Consider the following 20,162-nt stretch of genomic DNA (forward strand, 5'->3'; position numbering starts at 1 on the left):
TTCTATTTGTACATTCTAACAGCCATTTTGTCATATTCTGGTGTTGTTACTAAACTATCCACAATAAGAAATTGAGAATTCGGTGCTGTTTGCTGCACTTCTGCCTGTAAAGAAATAGTTGTTACAATCATTATGTTTTTAGAATTAAATTCACCTAATTCTGAAATTTTGGCAGTAGAAACTGGAATACGAATATTTTTGTTTCTAAAGATAGCCCGAATCGTTTCACAGCCCATAGTTGCAGATCCCTGTGCTTTACCATAAGCAACTACTACAGCATCAATATGGTTAAGGTCAATTTCCTGACTATCTACTGATGCTGAAGTTGATATATCTCCTTCAATTTCTGCTATTGGAGAAGCTCCTGTTAATGAAGCTACAATTTCATCATAACGAGGGGACGCTAAGAAATTATCAACAGAAACATGAATAGCACTTGGACTCTTGTCTTTAGCTCTTGGTGTCAGTTCTTCCTGAGTAACAATTAATGTTTTTGGTGTATCAAGCAAATTTGAGATTGCCTGATTAGATACTGGAATCTCTAGACCTGCTTTTTTAACCTTATCTCGAAGAATACTAGCTCCCATAGCAGAGCTTCCCATACCAGCATCGCAGGCGAAAATGATTTTTTCCACTGAGTCTGTCGAAACAACTGCATCAACAGAAGTTGATACTAACTGACCTTTAGACTGAGCCTTAGCTGCTTGGGTAGCCGCCTGAGCAGCTTCGAGCGAATCCTCAGTTGACTTGTCTGCATGAAGAATAAGGGCTGCTACAAGGAAAGAAACAACTGCTGCCACTAAAACACCTAGAAGAACATTTAGATGGGGCCAAACGCCTTTTGGCGCCGTAGCCATAATCGCAATAATAGAACCTGGTGAAGCTGGAGATTTAAGACCAGCGTCTAAGAGTTGAAAAGTAAAAGTTCCAGAGATACCTCCTGCCATAGCAGCTAAAAATAGAGTAGGCTTCATCATAACATAAGGAAAGTAAATTTCATGAATCCCTCCGAAGAAATGAATAAGCATTGCCCCCCAAGAAGAAGATTTAGCAGAACCTTTACCGAATACAGCATAAGCTAATAGAATTCCCAGGCCTGGTCCAGGATTAGCTTCCAATAGGAAGAGAATTGACTTACCAGCTTGAGCTACCTGTTCTACTCCCAGAGGAGTAAAAATGCCATGATTGAGGGCATTATTGAGGAAAAGGACTTTAGCCGGTTCGATGATAATATTAGCTATAGGAAGGAGGCGAGCATTAACAATAGCCTCAACACCATTCCCAACAGCTCCAGTAAGAGTCGATACGACTGGACCGATTGCGTAGAAAGCCAAAAGCAATAATGCAAAACCAACGAGACCAGCTGAGAAATTATTAACTAACATTTCAAATCCGGGACGAATTTTTTCCTGGAACTTTTCATCAAATTTCTTGATAGTCCATCCTCCCAGTGAGCCCATTACCGTAGCTCCGATAAACATAGGAACACTAGAACCTGTGATTGCACCAACAGTAGCAATAGCTCCTACAACGGCACCACGTTGACCATGGATCATATATCCACCTGTGTAACCAATCAGGATTGGCAATAAATACGTTAACATAGGACCAACAACAGTAGCTAACTGTTCATTTGGCAGATAGCCATCAGCGATAAAGAGGGCAGTCAACACTCCCCAAGCAATAAATGCTCCAATATTGGGCATAACCATATTTGAAAGCGATGTCCCTAGTTTTTGAACTCTGACTTTCAATGATACTTTTTCTTCCATTAGGATCATCCTCCTTTTCTTAAAACTAGTATATACAAAGTTAAAAACCTTTAAAACTAAAGTTTTGTCACAGATTTTGTGCCAAAACTTTACTTTTGACGAGGCTGGGCAAAAAGGCTTAAAAATGATAAAACGCATCATATCAGGTGTACAAAACCTTAATATGATGCGTTTTATCATGGAAAGATTTACTGAATTTTCTCTTCAAATTGAGTTTTTGCCCAGCTTCCTCTTTTTATAGTAGTTTGAAATAAGATACGAACAAATCAATTGGAAAATTCAAATTAATTTCTAGAAATATTTTAGTATTCCTGTGTACTGTTCTAAATTCAATCTGCTATAATTATTGAAAAGTAAACCCTTATCATCATTTGTAACATAAAAAATAGGCTGTAAAACCTTATAGGATAAACCTATGGCTTTACGCCCGTATATTCATAGATTCTATTCTACCGTTACTGATTTAGCAAGGTTACGTGGTTTGTCCACATCAAGACCACGGTGGAGGGTTGCAAAGTAAGCGACCAATTGTGTTGGTACGACCATTGAAATTGGTGAGAGGTAAGGGTGTACAGTCGTAAGGACGATATCGTCTGTCTCTTTAGCAACATTTTCTTCTGCGATAGTGAGGACTTTTGCACCACGGGCTGCCACCTCTTGGATATTTCCACGAGTGTGGTTGGCAAGGACTGGATCTGACAAGAGAGTCAAAACAGGTGTTCCTTCTTCAATCAAGGCAATAGTTCCGTGCTTAAGTTCTCCTGCCGCAAAGCCTTCACACTGGATGTAAGAAATCTCTTTAAGTTTGAGACTTGCTTCCATGGCTACGTAGTAATCTTGACCACGTCCGATGTAAAAGGCGTTACGAGTTGTTTCAAGTAGCTCACGAACCTTGACTTCAATGGTTTCTTTCTCTGAAAGAGTTGATTCGATAGACTGAGCTACGATTGACAACTCATGAACTAAATCAAAGGCTTGCGCTTTGGCATTTCCATTTGCTTCTCCGACTGCTTTTGCAAGGAAGGCAAGGGCTGCAATTTGCGCTGTATAGGCCTTGGTTGAGGCTACGGCAATTTCAGGACCTGCGTGAAGGAGCATGGTATGGTTAGCTTCACGTGAAAGGGTTGAACCTGGGACATTTGTCACTGTCAAGCTTGGGATTCCCATTTCATTAGCCTTGACCAAAACCTGACGGCTATCCGCTGTTTCACCAGACTGGCTGATAAAGATGAAGAGTGGTGTCTTGCTGAGAAGTGGCATACCGTAGCCCCACTCAGATGAGATTCCAAGTTCAACTGGTGTATCTGTCAATTCTTCCAGCATCTTCTTAGAAGCAAATCCTGCGTGGTACGATGTTCCAGCTGCAAGGATGTAAATGCGGTCTGCATCTTGAACAGCCTTAATGATAGCTGGATCTACCACTACTTGACCAGCTTCATCTGTGTAGGCTTGAATGAGTTTACGCATAACAGTTGGTTGCTCATCAATTTCCTTAAGCATGTAGTAAGGGTAAGTTCCCTTACCGATATCTGACAAATCAAGCTCAGCAGTGTAACTAGCACGCTCACGACTATTTCCATCATAGTCTTGAACTTCCACACTATCAGCCTTAACGATTACCAATTCTTGGTCATGAATTTCCATGTATTGGTTGGTCTCACGAATCATAGCCATAGCATCTGAGCAGACCATGTTATATCCCTCTCCAAGACCAATCAAAAGTGGTGATTTATTTTTAGCCACGTAGATGACTTCAGGATCTTGTGAGTCAATCAAGGCAAAGGCATATGAACCACGGATAATATGAAGAGCTTTTTTGAAGGCTTCAAGAACAGAAAGACCTTCTTCTTCCGCAAATTTTCCAATCAAGTGAACAGCGATTTCCGTATCTGTTTGCCCCTTAAAGTGGTGACCTGCAAGGTATTCTTCCTTGATTTCAAGGTAGTTCTCAATCACCCCGTTGTGAACCAAAACAAAACGTTCAGTCTCAGAGCGATGTGGGTGAGCATTGTCCTCAGTTGGTTTCCCATGAGTTGCCCAACGAGTATGTCCAATACCAGTTGTTCCCTCAACACCAGCTGTCTTAGCGGACAATTCTGCAATACGGCCTACAGCTTTTACTAGGTGATTTTCAGCACCACCTAGGACAAAAATTCCCGCAGAATCATAGCCACGGTATTCGAGCTTTTCAAGCCCTTGAATCAAAATATCAGTTGCATTTGTGTTTCCAACAACACCAACAATTCCACACATAGTATATACGACACAGGCAAGCTGTGCTTTCTCCTTAAAATTGGTATAGTCTAATTCCTCTTTTATAGAATCAGCAAAAACAGTATATACTTGTTTCTTTCACTTGTCAAGAGTAAAAATTGGTATAGTTCAAATTAAGCTCTTGTAAGCAAAAAATTCTGACCAATTAGGACAATCAGTCAGAGTCTTTCTTAAAATCCATTATTGTCGCTTAGTTCCTTGAACCAGTGCCCTGATTTTTTCAGACGACGTTCTTGCGTTTTCAAGTCTAATTCGACCAAACCATAGCGATTTTTATAACTATTGAGCCATGACCAGCAATCGATAGAGGTCCAAATCAAGTAGCCCTTACAATTGGCTCCGTCTTCAATGGCACGGTGAAGTTCCCGAAGATGACCTTTTACAAATTCAATACGATAATCATCTTGAATCATCCCATCTTGACGGAATTTTTCCTCTCCTTCAACACCCATACCATTCTCTGTCAACAGCCACTCGATATTACCATAATTTTCCTTGATATTTTGGGCAATGTCATAAATCCCTTGCTCATAAATCTCCCAGCCACGGTGAGGATTGATTTTACGTCCAGGCATCACATAAGGCTCATAAAAATGTTCTGGTAAGAGTGGACTCTCTGGATGCTTCGCAAATCGAGGCGCCATAACACGCAAAGGTTGATAGTAGTTGACACCAAGGAAGTCCACCGTATTGTCACGAATGAGATTCAACTCCTCCTCTGTAGCATCAGGCAAGAGACCGTATTCATGTAAGATTTCTACCAACTCCTGTGGATAAGTCCCCAAAACAGACGGATCTAAGAAAGATTGGGCCTGAAAAAGGTCCGCAATACTAGCAGCCTTGACATCAGCAGGATGCTGGCTACGTGGATAAGCCGGTGTCAAGTTGAGGACAATCCCAATCTTGGAATCAGGCAAGAGTTCATGACAAGCCTTAACCGCCCGACTGCTAGCCAATTGTGTGTGGTAGGCTACTTTAACCGCCGCTTCTGCATCCACCTTATGTGGATAATGGGCATCGTAAAAATAGCCAAATTCCACAGGAACGATTGGCTCGTTAAAGGTAATCCATTGATCCACTAAATCTCCATAAGTCTCAAAACAAAAACGAGCATAGTCTTCATAAGCTGAGACAGTCCCCTTATTTTCCCAACCATCACCATCCTCTTGAAGGGCAAAAGGCAAATCAAAATGATAAAGATTGACTAAAAGACGAATCCCTTTGGCCTTAATAGCCTCAAAGACCTTACGATAAAAATCCACACCTTGAGGATTGACTTCCCCACGCCCTTGTGGAAAAATCCGTGACCACTGAATAGAAGTCCGAAAGGCCGTGTGACCAGTTTCTAACAGTAGCTCAATATCCTTTTCCCAATTTTCATAAAAGGTCGATGTCTTATCTGGACCAATCCCATTATAGTAACGGTTTGGCTCCACTTGGTACCAATAATCCCAGAGATTATCTCCCTTACCGTCACCAGCTACACGTCCTTCTGTTTGTGGTCCAGAAGTAGAGGATCCCCAGACAAAATCCTTTGGAAATCTTAGCATACATTTACCTCTTTATCTACTCATTTTTCCCATTATACAGAAAAAACAAGGTAAAAACTAGTTACATTTTTTCCTTGTTTTTCTTCTGATTATAGTTTTTATTTCTTGCTTAAGATTTCAAGCGTTTCGAGCACATTATCTGCATGAACTTCGATAGTGTCACCAGTCGCTTTAATCTTAACTTCTACGATGCCATCAGCCGCTTTCTTCCCAACAGTGATACGAATTGGCAGCCCAATCAAGTCACTATCGCTGAATTTGACTCCGACACGTTCATTACGGTCGTCTGTCAAGACTTCGTAACCTGCTCCCATCAAGCTTGCTTCAAGTTTTTCTGTCAAGGCTTGCGCTTCTTCGTCCTTGACATTGACAGTGATCAAGTGAACATCAAATGGCGCCAATTCTTTAGGGAAGTTGATTCCCCAAGCGTAACGGTATTCACCTTTTGGTGTTTTGTTAACAAAGAGGCGAGCGTGTTGCTCCATCACTGCTGAAAGGAGACGGCTGACACCGATACCGTAACATCCCATGATGATTGGCACAGCACGACCATTTTCATCCAAAACATCTGCTCCCATGCTTGCTGAATAGCGAGTGCCAAGTTTAAAGATGTGACCAATTTCGATACCACGCGCAAAGTTAAGGACTCCTTGCCCGTCTGGTGAAATTTCACCCTCACGAACTTCACGGATATCCACATATTCTGCAGTAAAATCACGGCCTGGATTCACACCAGTCAAGTGGTAGCCATCTTCGTTAGCACCCACAACTGCATTATGGACATCTTGCACCTTCCTGTCTGCGATGATTTTAACATTCTCTGGCAAACCAACTGGTCCAAGTGAACCGAATCCTGCTTGAACAAGATTCGCCACTTCTTCTTCGCTAGCAACGTCAAAGAAATCTGCTCCCAAGTAGTTTTTCAACTTGACTTCGTTGAGTTGGTCATTTCCAACTAGAAGGGCTGCAACAAGCTCACCATCTGCCATGTAGAAGAGGGTTTTAATCGTTTGTTCTTCTGGAACATTGAGAAAGGCTGCAACTTCATCGATTGACTTAACATCTGGCGTTGCAACACGAGTCACTTCTTCTTCAGCGACAACACGGTTGCTTGGTTTGTACTCGTTTGTTGCCATTTCTAAGTTAGCTGCATAGCTAGACTCACTTGAGTAAGCAATGGTATCTTCACCAGAGACCATCCATTTGAGCAATTCTGCCTTGATTTCTTCTTGCACTTGATCAGGAATTTCGTCAAATGAGGCAACTGACTTGTCCAAGACAACCCAGCGGTCAAGGTCTGTACGAGCAGGTGTAATGGCCATAAATTCTTGGCTGTCCTTACCACCCATGGCTCCACCGTCACCAATGATAGCCTTAAAGTCTAAGCCACTACGAGTGAAAATACGCTCATAAGCAGCCTTGTACTCATCGTAAACACTGTCCAAGCTATCATAGTTAGCGTGAAAGCTGTAAGCATCCTTCATGATAAACTCACGTGTACGGAGAAGTCCATTACGTGGGCGTTTTTCATCACGATACTTAGGCTGGATTTGGTAAAGGTTGAGTGGCAATTGCTTGTAAGACTTAACAGAATCACGGACAATAGCTGTAAAGGTTTCTTCGTGTGTTGGACCTAGGATAAAGTCTGATTTTTCACGGTTTTTTAGTTTGTAAAGGTCTTCACCGTAAGTTTCGTAACGACCTGATTCGCGCCACAATTCTGCACTGAGAAGGGCAGGAGCCAACATCTCAACGGCACCAATCTTGTCGAATTCTTGGCGCATGATATTTTTAGCTTTTTCAATCACACGATTAGCAAGTGGTAGGTAAGAATAAACACCTGCAGATACTTGGCGAACATATCCAGCACGCAACATAAGAGCATGGCTGATAACTTGAGCATCGCTTGGCATTTCGCGAAGCGTTGGGATAGGCATTTTACTTTGTTTCATAATATTCCTCGATTATCTAAAAAAGAGTCGCATAATGTCATTCCAGGTCACAGCAATCATCAAGACAACCATGATGACCACTCCGGCCAAGGTGACATAGGTTTCAATTTCTTGTTTCAATGGTTTGCGGCGGATAGCTTCTAGGATATTGAGCACAATCTTACCACCATCCAGAGCTGGAATCGGAATAAGATTAAAAATCCCGATATTGATGGAAATCATTGCCAAGAAGTACAAGACATTCTCAATTCCATTTTTAGCAGCATCACTACTTGCCTTAAAGATGGCAACAGGTCCACCCAACTTGTTCAAATCCGGTTGGAAAATCAGATTTTTCAGTGCTGATAAAATTCGTAGGGCCGAGTCAGCAGCAGTTGTAAAACCACCTACAAACATGGATAGAAAGTCCGACTTAATTCCCGGTTGAACACCTAGAAGGTAACGGCCTTGACTTTCTTCGGGTGTAACAGTGACTTGTTTGTCACTCCCCTTTTCAGAAATAGTCACATCCAAAGTCGGGGCCGTCTTATCTTTGGTTTCTGTTTCCACAGCCTGAATCAAGCTTTCCCAGTTGTTAATCTCATGTGAGCCAATCTTGGTAATTTGTGCCGTTTCTGGCACTCCCACCTTAGCCAAGGCCCCTTGGGGCATGACATGGAACTGGTTGGTATCAACATCTCTGACGCCACCCTGCATAAAGATTAAAATCCAAAAAACAACGACACCCAAGATAAAGTTATTCATAGGGCCTGCAAAGTTGGTAATCAGTTTGCCCCAGATAGTCGCATTTTGATATTGAACATCTAAAGGTGCAATCCGAACCTCAGTACCATCTGCTTCCACAACCGTTGCATCGTGATCCACTGCAAATGTTTTTTCTTCTTCCAGAACCAATCCTTTGATAAAGAGCTTGTCTTCAAAATCAAACTGGGTCACCTGCATAGGGAGGGCTGTTTGATCCAATTTTTTACCTGAGAGATTGATGCGTTTAACCTTACCATCATCAGCAAGTGTCAAACTAACAGGCGTTCCTGTCTTGATTTCAGTTGTATCATCACCCCAACCGGCCATGCGGACATAGCCACCCAGAGGCAAGATTCGAATGGTATAGGCCGTTCCATCCTTGCCAATGTGAGCAAAAATTTTAGGTCCCATACCGATGGCAAATTCACGTACTAAAATCCCTGATTTCTTGGCAAAGTAGAAGTGCCCGAACTCGTGCACCACTACAATAATCCCGAAAACCAGAATAAAGGTTAAAATTCCGAGCATAGCGTTTCCTCCGTCTTTTGATTAAAAGAGTCCAAATAAGTGCATGATTGGAAATACAAGCAACATACTATCGAAACGATCCAAAACACCACCATGTCCAGGGATAAATTTCCCAGAATCCTTAACACCAAAATGACGTTTGATCGAACTTTCTAGTAAATCACCAAATTGTCCAGCAATACTAAAGAAAATAGCAAAGACTGACATCTTGTAAATTCCATATGGAAGAGCAACTGTACTGTCAACTATCATAAAGATAATGGTTACTAAAATCGCTCCTAAAATACCACCCAAGGCACCCTCAAGGGTTTTATTAGGCGATACCCTTGGTGCTAACTTTCGTTTCCCATAGTTCATCCCAACAAGATAGGCACCACTGTCTGTCGCCCAGACGATACACAAGGCCAAAAGCGCCTTATCTAAACCTGCAACACGAGCATCTAGTAAAGCATTAAATCCAAAGCCCACGTAGAAGCTCATAGCAAGAGGGAAAACCGCATCCTCAATCGTATAAGACTTGCTAAACACAGTCGTTCCTAACATGATTGAAATCAAAACACTATAGGCAACCACATTCCCATCAACTGGCAAAAAAGTCAGGTAATTCTCCAAGGGAATGGTCAAGGCAAAGGTTGCAAAGAGGGTCAAGAGGCCCTCCATCGTCATGGTCTCTAGACCTCTCATCCTCAAAAGTTCATGCATGGCTAGCATGGCTATGATTCCGATTGCTATCTGAAGCAAGAGTCCCCCAATCATCAAAATCGGTAGGAAAATAGCCAGTGCAATCCCTGCAAACAAGGTTCTTTTCTGTAAATCCTGTGTCATATTTCCTCCTAAACTCCTCCAAATCGGCGATGACGACGATTGTAGGCAAGAATGGCTTCCTGCAAGGCCGCCTCGTCAAAATCAGGCCACAAGGTATCTGTAAAATAGAGTTCACTATAGGCCCCCTGCCATGGTAGGAAATTACTCAAACGCAATTCTCCACTGGTACGGATAATCAAGTCTGGGTCTCGTAACTCCTTAGGTAAATGCTGGGTAAAAAGATAATTACCAATCAACTCCTCTGTGATGTCACCTGGGTTGATTTTGGCATCTAAAACATCCTGAGAAATCAACTTAAGAGCCTGTGTAATCTCAGCACGTCCACCATAGTTAAGAGCAAAATTAAGAATCAAACCTGTGTTGTTCTTAGTCAATTCCTCAGCCTTGGTCAGAGCTTCAAAGGTTTGCTTAGGCAGGCGGTCCGTTTCTCCGATCATTTGAATCTTAACATTATTCGCATGCAGTTCCGGGACATAATTATCATAAAACTCTACTGGCAAGTTCATGATAAACTTGACTTCCTGATCTGGACGGGTCCAGTTTTCTGTAGAAAAAGCATAGACCGTAATAACCTTAACGCCTAGTTTGTTAGCTGCCTTGGTCACAGTTTGCAATGCTTCCATGCCCGCCTTATGTCCAAAAACTCGCGGTTGCATACGTTTTTTAGCCCAACGGCCATTGCCATCCATGATGATGCCGATATGAGCAGGAACCTGTGTCGGAACCTCTACTTCCACAGCCTTATCTTTCTTAAACAATCCAAACATGATCTTATTCCTATTCAAAAATCTATCGTTTCATTATACCATATTTCCCTATTTTCTTCTATCACTAAGCTATTTATACTCTTCGAAAATCTCTTCAAACCACGTCAGCTCTATCTGCAANNTGTTTTGAGCAACCTGCGGTTAGCTTCCTAGTTTACACTTTGATTTTCATTGAGTATTATTCTCAGGCACCAAGCCCATTTTTCAAAAAAATAAGCCGCCTGATTGGGCGACTTTATTTTTTATAGGGAGATTATTATGAAAAAGTTTTAGGAGTTTAAGTTAAGGTCTTCTTAACTTATGAACTTAGTATACACTCCCTAGCTTAAAGTTTCCTTAAGAAGTTTTAAAAATCAAATTTTTCCATTTCTCCTGACAATTTTTCTTAGATAAACGTGTTTGATAAAGCTCCATTCGGTCTTCATTTTCTAAGAAATGAGGAGTTGAACGAACTTGAAAATTCAAAATATCCTCGAGTCCGTAAGGAGTAAAGAGTTCTAAAGTAGAATCTTCATTCAAGCGTAGTCCAACAGCCGTACATCGTTCTGGATACTTACTCATAGCATCACGAGAACTGGTATAGGGAGCAGTGTGAGGACTGTGCTGATGCATATAGACCTGATTTTTCAATTCCCACTGGTACTGAGGAAAATCCTCTCTCAGCTTTTTCTCTAGGGACAAGGTTTCCTCATAAGAAATATCTGGATCAAAGAAAATTACATCTACATCTGTTTCACAGTCAAAAGGGGATTTGTCTGACAAGAGATTCCAGATAAAATTTCTGACAGAACCTGCTGCCAACCACGAGTCTTTCAGACCAAGGTTTCGGATGATAGTCAAAATAGCCATCATATCCGGATTTTCTCTGAAAGAGTCTAAAATTTCAGCCTTATTTTTCAATATATTCATACCCAAAATGCTCATAAGCCTTAGCAGTCGCCACCCGTCCAGACCGTGTCCGCATGATAAAACCTTTTTGAATCAAGTAAGGCTCATACATGTCTTCCACCGTCTCACGTTCTTCTGCTATGTTAACAGAAAGAGTTCCTAGACCAACAGGACCACCTCCGTACATCTCAATCATGGTACGAAGGATTTTCTGGTCCACATAGTCCAGACCTTCATGGTCAACATCCAGCATAGTCAAAGCCTTATCGGTAATAAGATCATCGATCACCCCATTCCCCATTATCTGGGCAAAATCGCGCACGCGCTTGAGGAGACGATTGGCAATACGAGGGGTCCCACGACTACGTAGGGCCAACTCAGATGCTGCCTCATGGGTGATTTCCATCTCAAAAATATCTGCCGTCCGCTCAACAATTTCCGTCAAGTCAGCATGGGCATAATACTCCATATGCCCCGTAATCCCAAAACGTGCCCGTAGCGGATTTGAGAGCATACCAGCCCGAGTCGTCGCACCAATCAAGGTAAAAGGTGGTAACTCCAAATGAACACTGCGACTGCCTTCACCAGCACCAATCATGATATCAATGTAGAAGTCCTCCATGGCACTATAAAGCACCTCTTCCACCGACATGGGCAAGCGATGAATCTCATCAATAAAAAGGACATCCCCAGGCTCTAAGTCATTCAAAATCGCTACCAGATCACCGGCTTTTTCAATGACAGGCCCAGACGTTTGCTTGAGATTGACACCTAGTTCGTTGGCAATAACAAAAGCCATGGTCGTTTTTCCCAAGCCTGGAGGGCCAAATAAGAGCACATGATCCAGCGCTTCATCCCGCATTTTGGCAGCCTCGATAAAGATTTGGAGCTGATCCTTGACCTTGTCCTGCCCAATATATTCACGTAAGTACTGAGGACGGAGCGTGCGTTCTACTAACTCCTCATCCCCCATTATCTCATTATCTAAAATTCTACTCATGGCTCTATTATATCAAAAAACCAAGCCACAAACAAAAAAGCCACTGGATTGTGACTCCCGAGTCTAGCACTTATGTGGTATAATATTGTTCGGCACTTCTACACCGCCTACGAAAGGAGGTGAGATAGCCCATGATGGAATTAGTACTCAAAACTATCATCGGACCAATTGTGGTCGGTGTCGTTCTTCGTATAGTCGATAAATGGCTAAACAAGGACAAATAGTGTCAAAAAAGACCTCAAGCTTATTTGGTCGTGAGCTTGGGGTCTTTTCTAGCCTATGATATAGAACTAGTACTCAATTCCTTTTTATTATCCCATAGTTCACGAATTTTGTCAAAGGTTTATATCCTCATCCATTCAGCTTCTCCAACTTTAGAATCTGTCCAATAAAGTTTATAAGATTTAGAGAAAGCTATTGAAAAATGATATTTAGAAAACTTCCGAAAAGCCTGAAATAGAGCAAAAAAACTCCACCAGTTCCGGTGGAGTTAAGGGAGATTATGATGAAAAAGAAAAGTTTAGGATTTTATTAAATAAAGTTAGGAGGTCTTTATTTAATGACTATATAATACTAGACTATCCTTAAATTTTGCTTAAGCAAAAACAAGTTTTATTATTTTTCTCTGTTGATCCAAGTCATCCCTATACAATTATAGGTGGATAAGGCTTCAAAATCCAATTTGCACCATTTTCTCCACTTCAACATAATTCCTAGATTACTAATTTTTTAAAACCATAACATAAAAACAAATGTAAAGAATAAGAAAAAATGCATAACATCTACTAAAAAATAGACATTTTGCATTTTTAATTCAGACTAATCTAGACTAATTTTTCCTCTTTGAGTTCCAAAAACACCTGTTTGTACTTGTAACTGTAAGCCTGAAGCATCTGCAGTCTCCGTATTCACATCAAATACCACATTTCCTGTGATACTATTTTCAGGGTTTAATTCTGACAAAAAGAATTTTGCTTCCTGATTTGCATAGATACCAGCTGTACTATCAGTTGAGTACTCTGTATCATCTTTTAAAAGCTTAAAGAAATCATCCGTAACAGTTATAGATTTTTTACCATTATTTTTTACCGTCACATTCAGAATTAAATAAATACCATTTGCGTTTTGCCAAATTCTCCTCCAACATTTTGAGACAGAGATTTTGAATTCACGATATATTCAACATCTCCAACTTTAACAACTTCTCCGATTTTATTCTCTGCCTTAGCTTTTGTCTCCTCTTCCTTATTTTTATTTTTTTCTGTTGCCTTTGTTTGAGCAGTTTCTTCTGATGCTGCTGTTTGCGTACTTGAACTAGATGCAACTTCCTGCTTAGTGGAGTTACTTCCACTTCCACCTTTAACTACACCAAATACAACAATAATAACAATCAATATGAACCACCATTTTTTATAAAAAGGTGTTTTTTTCACATATACATTCCCATTTTCATCTTTGATTTTCTTAGCCATAAGAAATCTCCTTTAATCTTTTTCAACTATTATATTATATTTCCTAAAAAAAAAAAGCATTTTTGAGGGTAATTTTAATTTTTTTAAATAAATGCGATTTAAAAAGTTTCAATCACTGAGCCTAGCTAAACAATTTCAACTAACAAAATTATCTCAAAAGAACTTTGCCATTTCAATTTTTCTAAAATATAGCACTCTAAGACAAATGAGGTGATTCTTGTTCATACTCAATTGTCTGAGCGTCTGCCTTCTTGGGATGTTCAGGTCGAGGAGTGACCGTTCGCCAACCATGGCATTTCAGGAGATAATAGCAACCATCACGTGTAGAAGTGCGACTAATCTCTTTTTGATAGGATGCAAATAACTGATTGACAGTTACAAATTCCCCAGCTTGAGCAGTTTCTATATGACGTTTTAGAAATGCTTGTTCTTCTTCGTAAGTCCTATATTCTCTATGACGTCCACCACGAGTCTCTTGAAGAAGAGCATACAAACTCCTTATATTTTTCAAATTCCTCCAAACAGTTGTTTTATTGCAATCTAGCAGATCCATGATTTCCTTATAACTCTTTTGAATAAAATATAATCTATAGACGTTTGTGGTATTCGGCGTACGATGAATCTCTTAGGAGTTTTTCAATTTTTTGTGTTTCTTCGTTTGTGAGTTTCATAACTACTATTATAAGATGTTTTTTGACTTTAGTATAATATGAGAGAGTAGATTACTTTATGGTATAATATTCTACGGCACTGCTACACCGCCTGCGAAAGGAGGTGAGATAGCCCATGATGGAACTAATCCTTAAAACTATCATCGGACCGATTGTGGTCGGTGTCATCCTTCGCTTAGTCGATAAATGGCTAAACAAAGATAGATAGTGTCAAAAAAGACCCCAAGCTTAATGTGGAAGTTAGCTTGGGGTCTTTTCTAGTCCATGATATAGAACTAATCCTTAATTCCTCTCCATTATCTCACAGTTCACAAAATTTGTCAAAACTTTACATCCTCAGCTTCTCAAGCTTTAACCACTTTACAACAAGACTTTCAAGTTTAAGAGAAAATTAGGGATTCTATCAATTTCATAGAAATTTTGATTTAGTAAACGAAGAGACAATCTTATATGTCACTCCTCATTTAATACGCCACTACTGGACAAGCAAAATCATTATTACAGTAGTTCTAGTCCTTCAATTAACAGTCACTTACATTCAAAGTGAGGTTGAAGTAGCTGAAGGTACAACAGACCTATTTCTTAATCATATTCGCTAAAAAAGCCCCCGCCAATTCCCCGACCAAAATCCGAAAAATACCGAAAAATATCGAAAAATGATTTTTAGAATAGTCCCCAAAAGCCTGAAATAGAGCCAAAAAACTCCACCTGATCGGGTGGAGTTAAGGGAGATTATTATGAAAAAGAAAAGTTTAGGATTTTATTAAATAAAGTTAGGAGGTCTTTATTTAATAACTATATGATACAAGACGAAGCTTAAAACTAGCTTAACTTTTCTCAGATTCTACCATTTTGCAGAAAATCACTATCACTATCACCTCACAAAAAGCCACCTGATTAGGTGACTTCATTAGGAGATTATGATGAAAAAAAGTTTTAGGATTTCATTAAATAAAGTTAGGAGGTCTTTATTTAATGACTATATAGTACTAGACCATCCTTAAACTTTGCTTAAGAAAAAACAAGTTTTGTTATTTTTCTCGATTCGCCCAAGTCATCCCTATACAATTATAGGTGGATAAGATTTCAAAGCCCATAGAACGATAAAATCCCACGTTTTTTTCTGTCTCTTCTGTCACCAGCTGGACTTGATAAGCATCTTTGTAATCTTTTAAGGCCTCTTTCATTAGGGCACTACCAATCCCTTGACGCTGATAGATTGGTAAAACAATCAAATCCTGTACAAAAACTGATGAGAATCCATCTCCAACCAAACGAATCAAGCCCACCACAGCATCACCATCAAGTGCCAGATAAATTACTAATGAATGCGATAAGGCCTGCTCCAGCATCTCTGGTTGATGGGTATAATTTGTCCAACCGACAGCCTGATAGAGATGCAAAACATCCTCTAGCTTGACAATTTCTTGCTTTTTAATAGTAATCATCTCAACACCTCTTAAAGTTCTCTCAAGCTCTTGTACTGCTGTCCATTTTTATCAAAATTTTCAGGACGCAGCCATGTTTCCAAACGATCTTTGACTTGAGGCCAGTCCTTATCAATCATAGACAACCAATCCGTATCCCTCGTCCGTCCCTTATAAACCACCGCCTGGCGGAAGGTTCCTTCATAGACAAATCCCAAACGCTCCGCAACTCGTCTGGATGGCAGGTTAAGAGCATCGCATTTCCACTCATAGCGACGATAGTTTAGCTCCTCAAAAATATAGCGAGCTAGGAGATACTGAGCCTCAGTTCCTATCCGTGTACCCCTTAGCTCTGGAGAAAAAGTGACTGCTCCGACTTCTATTACTCGGTTATTCTGGTCAATGCGCATGAGAGAAAAAGTTCCCAAAGCCTTACCAGTCGCCTTGTCTATGATTGCATAGTAAAAACGGTCCTTACGAGCCAACATCTGATTTAAAAGGCTAACCAGCTCCCCCATATCTGCTACTGGCTCCTGAAAAAGATAGGTCCACATCTCCCGAGGAGTATCCGGGCCATAAACAGCTAGCAAATCCTCCGCATGTTTTTCTACCGAGAGAGCCTCTATCCTAGCATAACGCCCTTCTAAGAAATCAATAGAAGGCAGTGCACCGGGTGTATAACCTTCCATTGACTCACCAATCATCTGACCATATTCATTTACTGGCATAGCTTTCTCCTTGTTTCACTTTTCAAACTTTTTACTCAACTCTATTTGAATTGTCCTATCTGCTAATTTCAAGTTTTTTATCAATTTCATTTAACAATTTTTCTGCATCTTCTTTATTTAAAACATTTTCTCGTGCTACATAGTTTCTACAAATATTCAGGGCCGCAATTTGGTCTGCTTTATCCAAAGATTCAAACATAATTCTCACTGAGTTACTAGCAATAACTCCTCGTTTATCATCCGAATTTTGAAGAAAGTTAAGTAGAACACTTAAATTGTTCTGACGACACGATTCGTACAAATCAATATATTCACCGTATTTTTTCGATTCAGAATCAGTAAGTTTATCTACAACTTTTACCTGCGAATAAAAATAGATTATTTCCCTATTTTGAATAATATAATTTATTTTTCTGATATATTTTAATCCCTCTATTAAGAGCCAAATAAAATAGATTATCAGAATACCAAACAGTGGTAGCCACATGATACCAACACTGGATTGAATACGAGGATAAGTTTCATTAAAAGAAACTATTAAATTTTTGGCTCCAAAATAATGAATAATGGATAACAAATTTGTCACTATTAATAGAGTTGCAAAAGATTTTGTAAATAAAAATTGATACACTTCAGACTGTGTCCTTATAATTTCATTTGGAGATATTCCAAAAATATTGCTTGATTTATCATTTGAAAAACTAAAGAAAGTAATAAAAACTGCAAAGAGAGTGTCTAAAGTGAGTGTCAAATTTAAACTTTCCTTGTCCCAAAGACAATTTTTAAAATAATATGCACCCACTATTGACATTACTAATACTATAACTGACACTACAATAATAGAAATCTTAAATAATAAAATTTCACACTTCCTGCTATCGTTCACTAATCTATTCATTCTGACCTATTCTAAAGTTCATACTCTAGAGTTACTTCTTTTTATTTCACAACAATGTTAACCAATTTATTCGGTACACTAATCACTTTCACGATGTCCTTACCGTCAATTTCTGCTTTGACTTTTTCATCCGCTAGAGCAATTTCTTGCAATTCTTCGCGTGATAGGTCTTTAGCAACCATGACTTTAGCACGGACTTTTCCTTTGATTTGGATAACAATTTCGACTTCGTCTTCAACTAGTTTGCTTTCGTCCCATGTTGGCCAAGCTACGTAAGAGATTGACTCACCTGTTGCTGCAACTGTTTGCCAAAGTTCTTCTGCCAAGTGAGGTGCAAATGGGGCAATCAATTGGATAAATCCTTTGGCATAGTCAACATAGAGCTTGTCTTCCTTGTTAGCCGCATTGACAAAGACCATAAGTTGGGCAATAGCTGTGTTGAACTTCATAGACTCGATTTGCTCAGTAACAGATTTGACTGTTTCATTGTAGACCTTATCAAGAGCGCCATTGTTTTCCGCAAGGATTTCCTTGCTTGTAATCAAACGGTAAACACGGTCAAGGAACTTACGGCCTCCTTCCAGACCTTCTTCTGACCAAGCAATCGAAGCATCAAGTGGTCCCATGAACATTTCATAGACACGAAGGGTATCGGCACCGTATTGTTCCACCACATCGTCTGGGTTAACAACGTTCTTGAGGGATTTAGACATCTTGGCTGGTGCTTGCTCCAACTCTTCTCCTGTTTCCACATGGAAGAAAGAACCGTCACGTTTTTCAACCTTATCGGTTGCCACAAGAGCCCCACGGTGGTCACGGTAGCTTGTTCCCAAAATCATCCCTTGGTTAAAGAGTTTTTGGAATGGCTCTTTTGTTGGAACAACACCAAGGTCATAGAGGAATTTGTGCCAGAAACGAGCGTAAAGCAAATGAAGAACGGCATGCTCTGCACCACCCACGTAGATATCTACTGGCAACCATTGTTTGAGAAGATCCTCATCGGCCAATTTCTCAGTATTGTGTGGGTCAATATAGCGGAGGTAGTACCAGCTTGAACCTGCCCACTGTGGCATAGTATTGGTTTCACGACGACCTTTGACGCCATCCTCACGAGTCACTTCAAGCCAATCTGTCAAGTTAGCTAGTGGACTTTCACCAGTACCTGAAGGACGGATGTCCTTGGTTACAGGCAAGACAAGTCGCAATTCACTTTCAGGGACAGCTGTTGAAGTTCCATCTTCCCAATGAATGATTGGAATTGGCTCACCCCAGTAACGTTGACGGCTAAAGAGCCAGTCGCGGAGACGGTAGGTAACCTTCTCTTGTCCACAGTCTTTTTCTTCCAACCAAGCCACAATCTTGGCAATTGCGTCTTCTTTGTTCAATCCATCTAGGAAGTCTGAATTAACATGAAGGCCATCTTCTGTGTAGGCAGCTTCTTCAACGTTTCCACCTTCAAGTACTTCGACGATTGGAAGGTCAAATTGTTTGGCAAATTCCCAGTCACGTTGGTCGTGGGCAGGCACAGCCATAACCGCACCTGTTCCATAACTAGCAAGAACATAGTCCGCAATCCAGATTGGAATTTCCTTGCCATTGACAGGGTTGATGGCATAAGCACCTGTCCAGACCCCAGTTTTTTCCTTGGCAAGGTCTGTACGAGCCAAGTCAGATTTGAGGCTAGCTTGGTGTTTGTAGTCTGCAACTGCTTCTGCTTGCTCTGAACTTACGATAGCGTCTACTAATTCATGCTCAGGAGCCAAAACAGTGAAAGTCGCACCGAAAAGAGTATCAGGACGAGTGGTAAAGACTGTGAATTCCTTATCAGTTCCCTTAACCTTGAAGGTTACATTAGCACCAGTTGATTTCCCGATCCAGTTGCGTTGCATGTCCTTGATAGACTCTGGCCAATCTAGTTCATCTAAGTCATTGAGCAAGCGCTCTGCGTAAGCCGTGATTTTGAGCATCCATTGGCGCATTGGCTTGCGGACAACTGGATAGCCTCCACGCTCAGACGTTCCATCAGGAAGGACCTCTTCGTTGGCGATGGCTGTTCCCAATTCCTCAACCCAGTTTACTGGCACTTCCGCTTCATAGGCCAAGCCTTTTTCGTAAAGCTTGGTGAAAATCCATTGCGTCCACTTGTAGTAGTTTGGATCTGTTGTGTTGACTTCACGATCCCAGTCATAAGAAAATCCAAGCGCATTGATTTGGCGTTTGAAGTTGGCAATGTTCTCCGCCGTAAATTCTGCTGGGTCATTACCAGTATCCATAGCGTATTGCTCTGCAGGCAAACCAAAAGCATCCCAACCCATTGGGTGAAGAACATTGTAGCCTTGCGCACGTTTGTAACGACTGAGGATATCGGTTGCAGTATAACCTTCTGGGTGTCCTACGTGCAGACCAGCTCCAGACGGATAAGGGAACATATCAAGAGCATAAAACTTAGGTTTTGATGCATCTGTTCCTGTCTTAAATGTATGATGTTCTGCCCAGTAGCCCTGCCACTTAGGCTCAATTTCTTTATGATTGTAAAAACTCATGGTCTCTCTCCAATTTTGTGATGTTACTATTATACCATTTTTGAGGGAATTTGGTCTCGTTCTATTCTATACTTTTCTATTTTACCTTGCTCTAAAATTTTTAAACTGCTATACTTATAACAG

General features: G+C 40.6%; 15 protein-coding genes and 2 pseudogenes. 2 read left to right on the forward strand and 15 right to left on the reverse strand.

Going from position 1 to position 20,162, the window contains the following annotated elements:
- Positions 1-2: 2 nt before the first annotated feature.
- From HT708_RS03325 to ruvB, 9 genes are all read right to left on the reverse strand, one after another.
- The gene (locus tag HT708_RS03325; protein ID WP_172925984.1) at positions 3-1,772 is read right to left on the reverse strand and encodes a PTS mannitol-specific transporter subunit IIBC; all 1,770 of its coding nucleotides are present in this window, start codon (positions 1,770-1,772) and stop codon (positions 3-5) included.
- 444 nt (positions 1,773-2,216) lie between these two features.
- Positions 2,217-4,025 carry a glutamine--fructose-6-phosphate transaminase (isomerizing) gene (gene glmS, locus HT708_RS03330; RefSeq protein ID WP_172925985.1) on the reverse strand — a complete coding sequence of 603 codons (1,809 nt, stop codon included), beginning with the start codon at positions 4,023-4,025 and terminating at the stop codon, positions 2,217-2,219.
- A gap of 191 nt (positions 4,026-4,216) precedes the next feature.
- Positions 4,217-5,596, reverse strand: a complete 1,380-nt coding sequence (bglA, locus tag HT708_RS03335) for a 6-phospho-beta-glucosidase (protein WP_172925986.1) — start codon at positions 5,594-5,596, stop codon at positions 4,217-4,219.
- A gap of 98 nt (positions 5,597-5,694) precedes the next feature.
- Entirely contained in the window at positions 5,695-7,548 is a 1,854-nt protein-coding gene (locus HT708_RS03340) for a proline--tRNA ligase (protein WP_172925987.1), read from the reverse strand.
- A 12-nt stretch (positions 7,549-7,560) separates the two neighbouring features.
- Positions 7,561-8,820 (reverse strand): RIP metalloprotease RseP, encoded by a 1,260-nt coding sequence (gene rseP, locus HT708_RS03345; RefSeq protein WP_119919896.1) that lies wholly within the window; start codon positions 8,818-8,820, stop codon positions 7,561-7,563.
- A gap of 21 nt (positions 8,821-8,841) precedes the next feature.
- Entirely contained in the window at positions 8,842-9,645 is an 804-nt protein-coding gene (locus HT708_RS03350) for a phosphatidate cytidylyltransferase (protein ID WP_000189868.1), read from the reverse strand.
- Positions 9,646-9,653: 8 nt separating this feature from the next.
- Positions 9,654-10,412 (reverse strand): isoprenyl transferase, encoded by a 759-nt coding sequence (locus tag HT708_RS03355; protein ID WP_050222813.1) that lies wholly within the window; start codon positions 10,410-10,412, stop codon positions 9,654-9,656.
- Positions 10,413-10,748: 336 nt separating this feature from the next.
- Complete coding sequence (locus tag HT708_RS03360) at positions 10,749-11,321, reverse strand: nucleotidyltransferase family protein (protein WP_119919895.1); 573 nt, start codon at positions 11,319-11,321, stop codon at positions 10,749-10,751.
- Complete coding sequence (gene ruvB, locus HT708_RS03365; protein WP_119919894.1) at positions 11,302-12,300, reverse strand: Holliday junction branch migration DNA helicase RuvB; 999 nt, start codon at positions 12,298-12,300, stop codon at positions 11,302-11,304. The genes HT708_RS03360 and ruvB overlap by 20 nt, the downstream gene beginning before the upstream one ends.
- 131 nt (positions 12,301-12,431) lie before the next feature.
- Here ruvB and HT708_RS03370 point away from each other — a divergent pair, with 131 nt between their 5' ends.
- Positions 12,432-12,524 (forward strand): type I toxin-antitoxin system Fst family toxin, encoded by a 93-nt coding sequence (locus tag HT708_RS03370; protein ID WP_000970381.1) that lies wholly within the window; start codon positions 12,432-12,434, stop codon positions 12,522-12,524.
- Between the two features lie 595 nt (positions 12,525-13,119).
- Here HT708_RS03370 and HT708_RS12305 read toward each other — a convergent pair.
- Positions 13,120-13,772: pseudogene (locus tag HT708_RS12305) on the reverse strand (DUF4352 domain-containing protein).
- A gap of 229 nt (positions 13,773-14,001) precedes the next feature.
- A pseudogene (locus tag HT708_RS03380) lies at positions 14,002-14,443 on the reverse strand (IS630 family transposase); the annotation flags it as partial.
- Between the two features lie 115 nt (positions 14,444-14,558).
- On the opposite strand from HT708_RS03380, the gene HT708_RS03385 reads away from it, so the two are divergent.
- Positions 14,559-14,651, forward strand: a complete 93-nt coding sequence (locus HT708_RS03385; protein WP_000970294.1) for a type I toxin-antitoxin system Fst family toxin — start codon at positions 14,559-14,561, stop codon at positions 14,649-14,651.
- 823 nt (positions 14,652-15,474) lie between these two features.
- On the opposite strand, the gene HT708_RS03390 is transcribed toward HT708_RS03385, so the two are convergent.
- From HT708_RS03390 to leuS, 4 genes are read right to left on the reverse strand one after another with little or no spacing between them, the layout of a single operon-like run.
- Positions 15,475-15,891: a GNAT family N-acetyltransferase gene (locus HT708_RS03390; RefSeq protein WP_000628388.1), complete on the reverse strand. Its 417-nt coding sequence runs from the start codon at positions 15,889-15,891 to the stop codon at positions 15,475-15,477.
- Positions 15,892-15,902: 11 nt separating this feature from the next.
- Positions 15,903-16,598 (reverse strand): GNAT family protein, encoded by a 696-nt coding sequence (locus tag HT708_RS03395; protein WP_001144903.1) that lies wholly within the window; start codon positions 16,596-16,598, stop codon positions 15,903-15,905.
- A 55-nt stretch (positions 16,599-16,653) separates the two neighbouring features.
- Complete coding sequence (locus HT708_RS03400; RefSeq protein WP_001081167.1) at positions 16,654-17,496, reverse strand: hypothetical protein; 843 nt, start codon at positions 17,494-17,496, stop codon at positions 16,654-16,656.
- A gap of 41 nt (positions 17,497-17,537) precedes the next feature.
- Positions 17,538-20,039 (reverse strand): leucine--tRNA ligase, encoded by a 2,502-nt coding sequence (gene leuS / locus HT708_RS03405; protein ID WP_172925988.1) that lies wholly within the window; start codon positions 20,037-20,039, stop codon positions 17,538-17,540.
- Positions 20,040-20,162 lie beyond the last annotated feature (123 nt).

Origin of the sequence: Streptococcus sp. 3613 (assembly GCF_013277375.1) — a bacterium.
Lineage (GTDB): Bacteria > Bacillota > Bacilli > Lactobacillales > Streptococcaceae > Streptococcus > Streptococcus pseudopneumoniae.

Excerpts from the sequence above, each read along its gene's own strand:
- HT708_RS03325 (WP_172925984.1), bottom strand. The coding sequence starts at position 1,772 with ATGGAAGAAAAAGTATCATTGAAAGTCAGAGTTCAAAAACTAGGGACA.
- glmS (WP_172925985.1), bottom strand. The coding sequence starts at position 4,025 with ATGTGTGGAATTGTTGGTGTTGTTGGAAACACAAATGCAACTGATATT.
- bglA (WP_172925986.1), bottom strand. The coding sequence starts at position 5,596 with ATGCTAAGATTTCCAAAGGATTTTGTCTGGGGATCCTCTACTTCTGGA.
- HT708_RS03340 (WP_172925987.1), bottom strand. The coding sequence starts at position 7,548 with ATGAAACAAAGTAAAATGCCTATCCCAACGCTTCGCGAAATGCCAAGC.
- rseP (WP_119919896.1), bottom strand. The coding sequence starts at position 8,820 with ATGCTCGGAATTTTAACCTTTATTCTGGTTTTCGGGATTATTGTAGTG.
- HT708_RS03350 (WP_000189868.1), bottom strand. The coding sequence starts at position 9,645 with ATGACACAGGATTTACAGAAAAGAACCTTGTTTGCAGGGATTGCACTG.
- HT708_RS03355 (WP_050222813.1), bottom strand. The coding sequence starts at position 10,412 with ATGTTTGGATTGTTTAAGAAAGATAAGGCTGTGGAAGTAGAGGTTCCG.
- HT708_RS03360 (WP_119919895.1), bottom strand. The coding sequence starts at position 11,321 with ATGAATATATTGAAAAATAAGGCTGAAATTTTAGACTCTTTCAGAGAA.
- ruvB (WP_119919894.1), bottom strand. The coding sequence starts at position 12,300 with ATGAGTAGAATTTTAGATAATGAGATAATGGGGGATGAGGAGTTAGTA.
- HT708_RS03370 (WP_000970381.1), top strand. The coding sequence starts at position 12,432 with ATGATGGAATTAGTACTCAAAACTATCATCGGACCAATTGTGGTCGGT.
- HT708_RS03385 (WP_000970294.1), top strand. The coding sequence starts at position 14,559 with ATGATGGAACTAATCCTTAAAACTATCATCGGACCGATTGTGGTCGGT.
- HT708_RS03390 (WP_000628388.1), bottom strand. The coding sequence starts at position 15,891 with ATGATTACTATTAAAAAGCAAGAAATTGTCAAGCTAGAGGATGTTTTG.
- HT708_RS03395 (WP_001144903.1), bottom strand. The coding sequence starts at position 16,598 with ATGCCAGTAAATGAATATGGTCAGATGATTGGTGAGTCAATGGAAGGT.
- HT708_RS03400 (WP_001081167.1), bottom strand. The coding sequence starts at position 17,496 with ATGAATAGATTAGTGAACGATAGCAGGAAGTGTGAAATTTTATTATTT.
- leuS (WP_172925988.1), bottom strand. The coding sequence starts at position 20,039 with ATGAGTTTTTACAATCATAAAGAAATTGAGCCTAAGTGGCAGGGCTAC.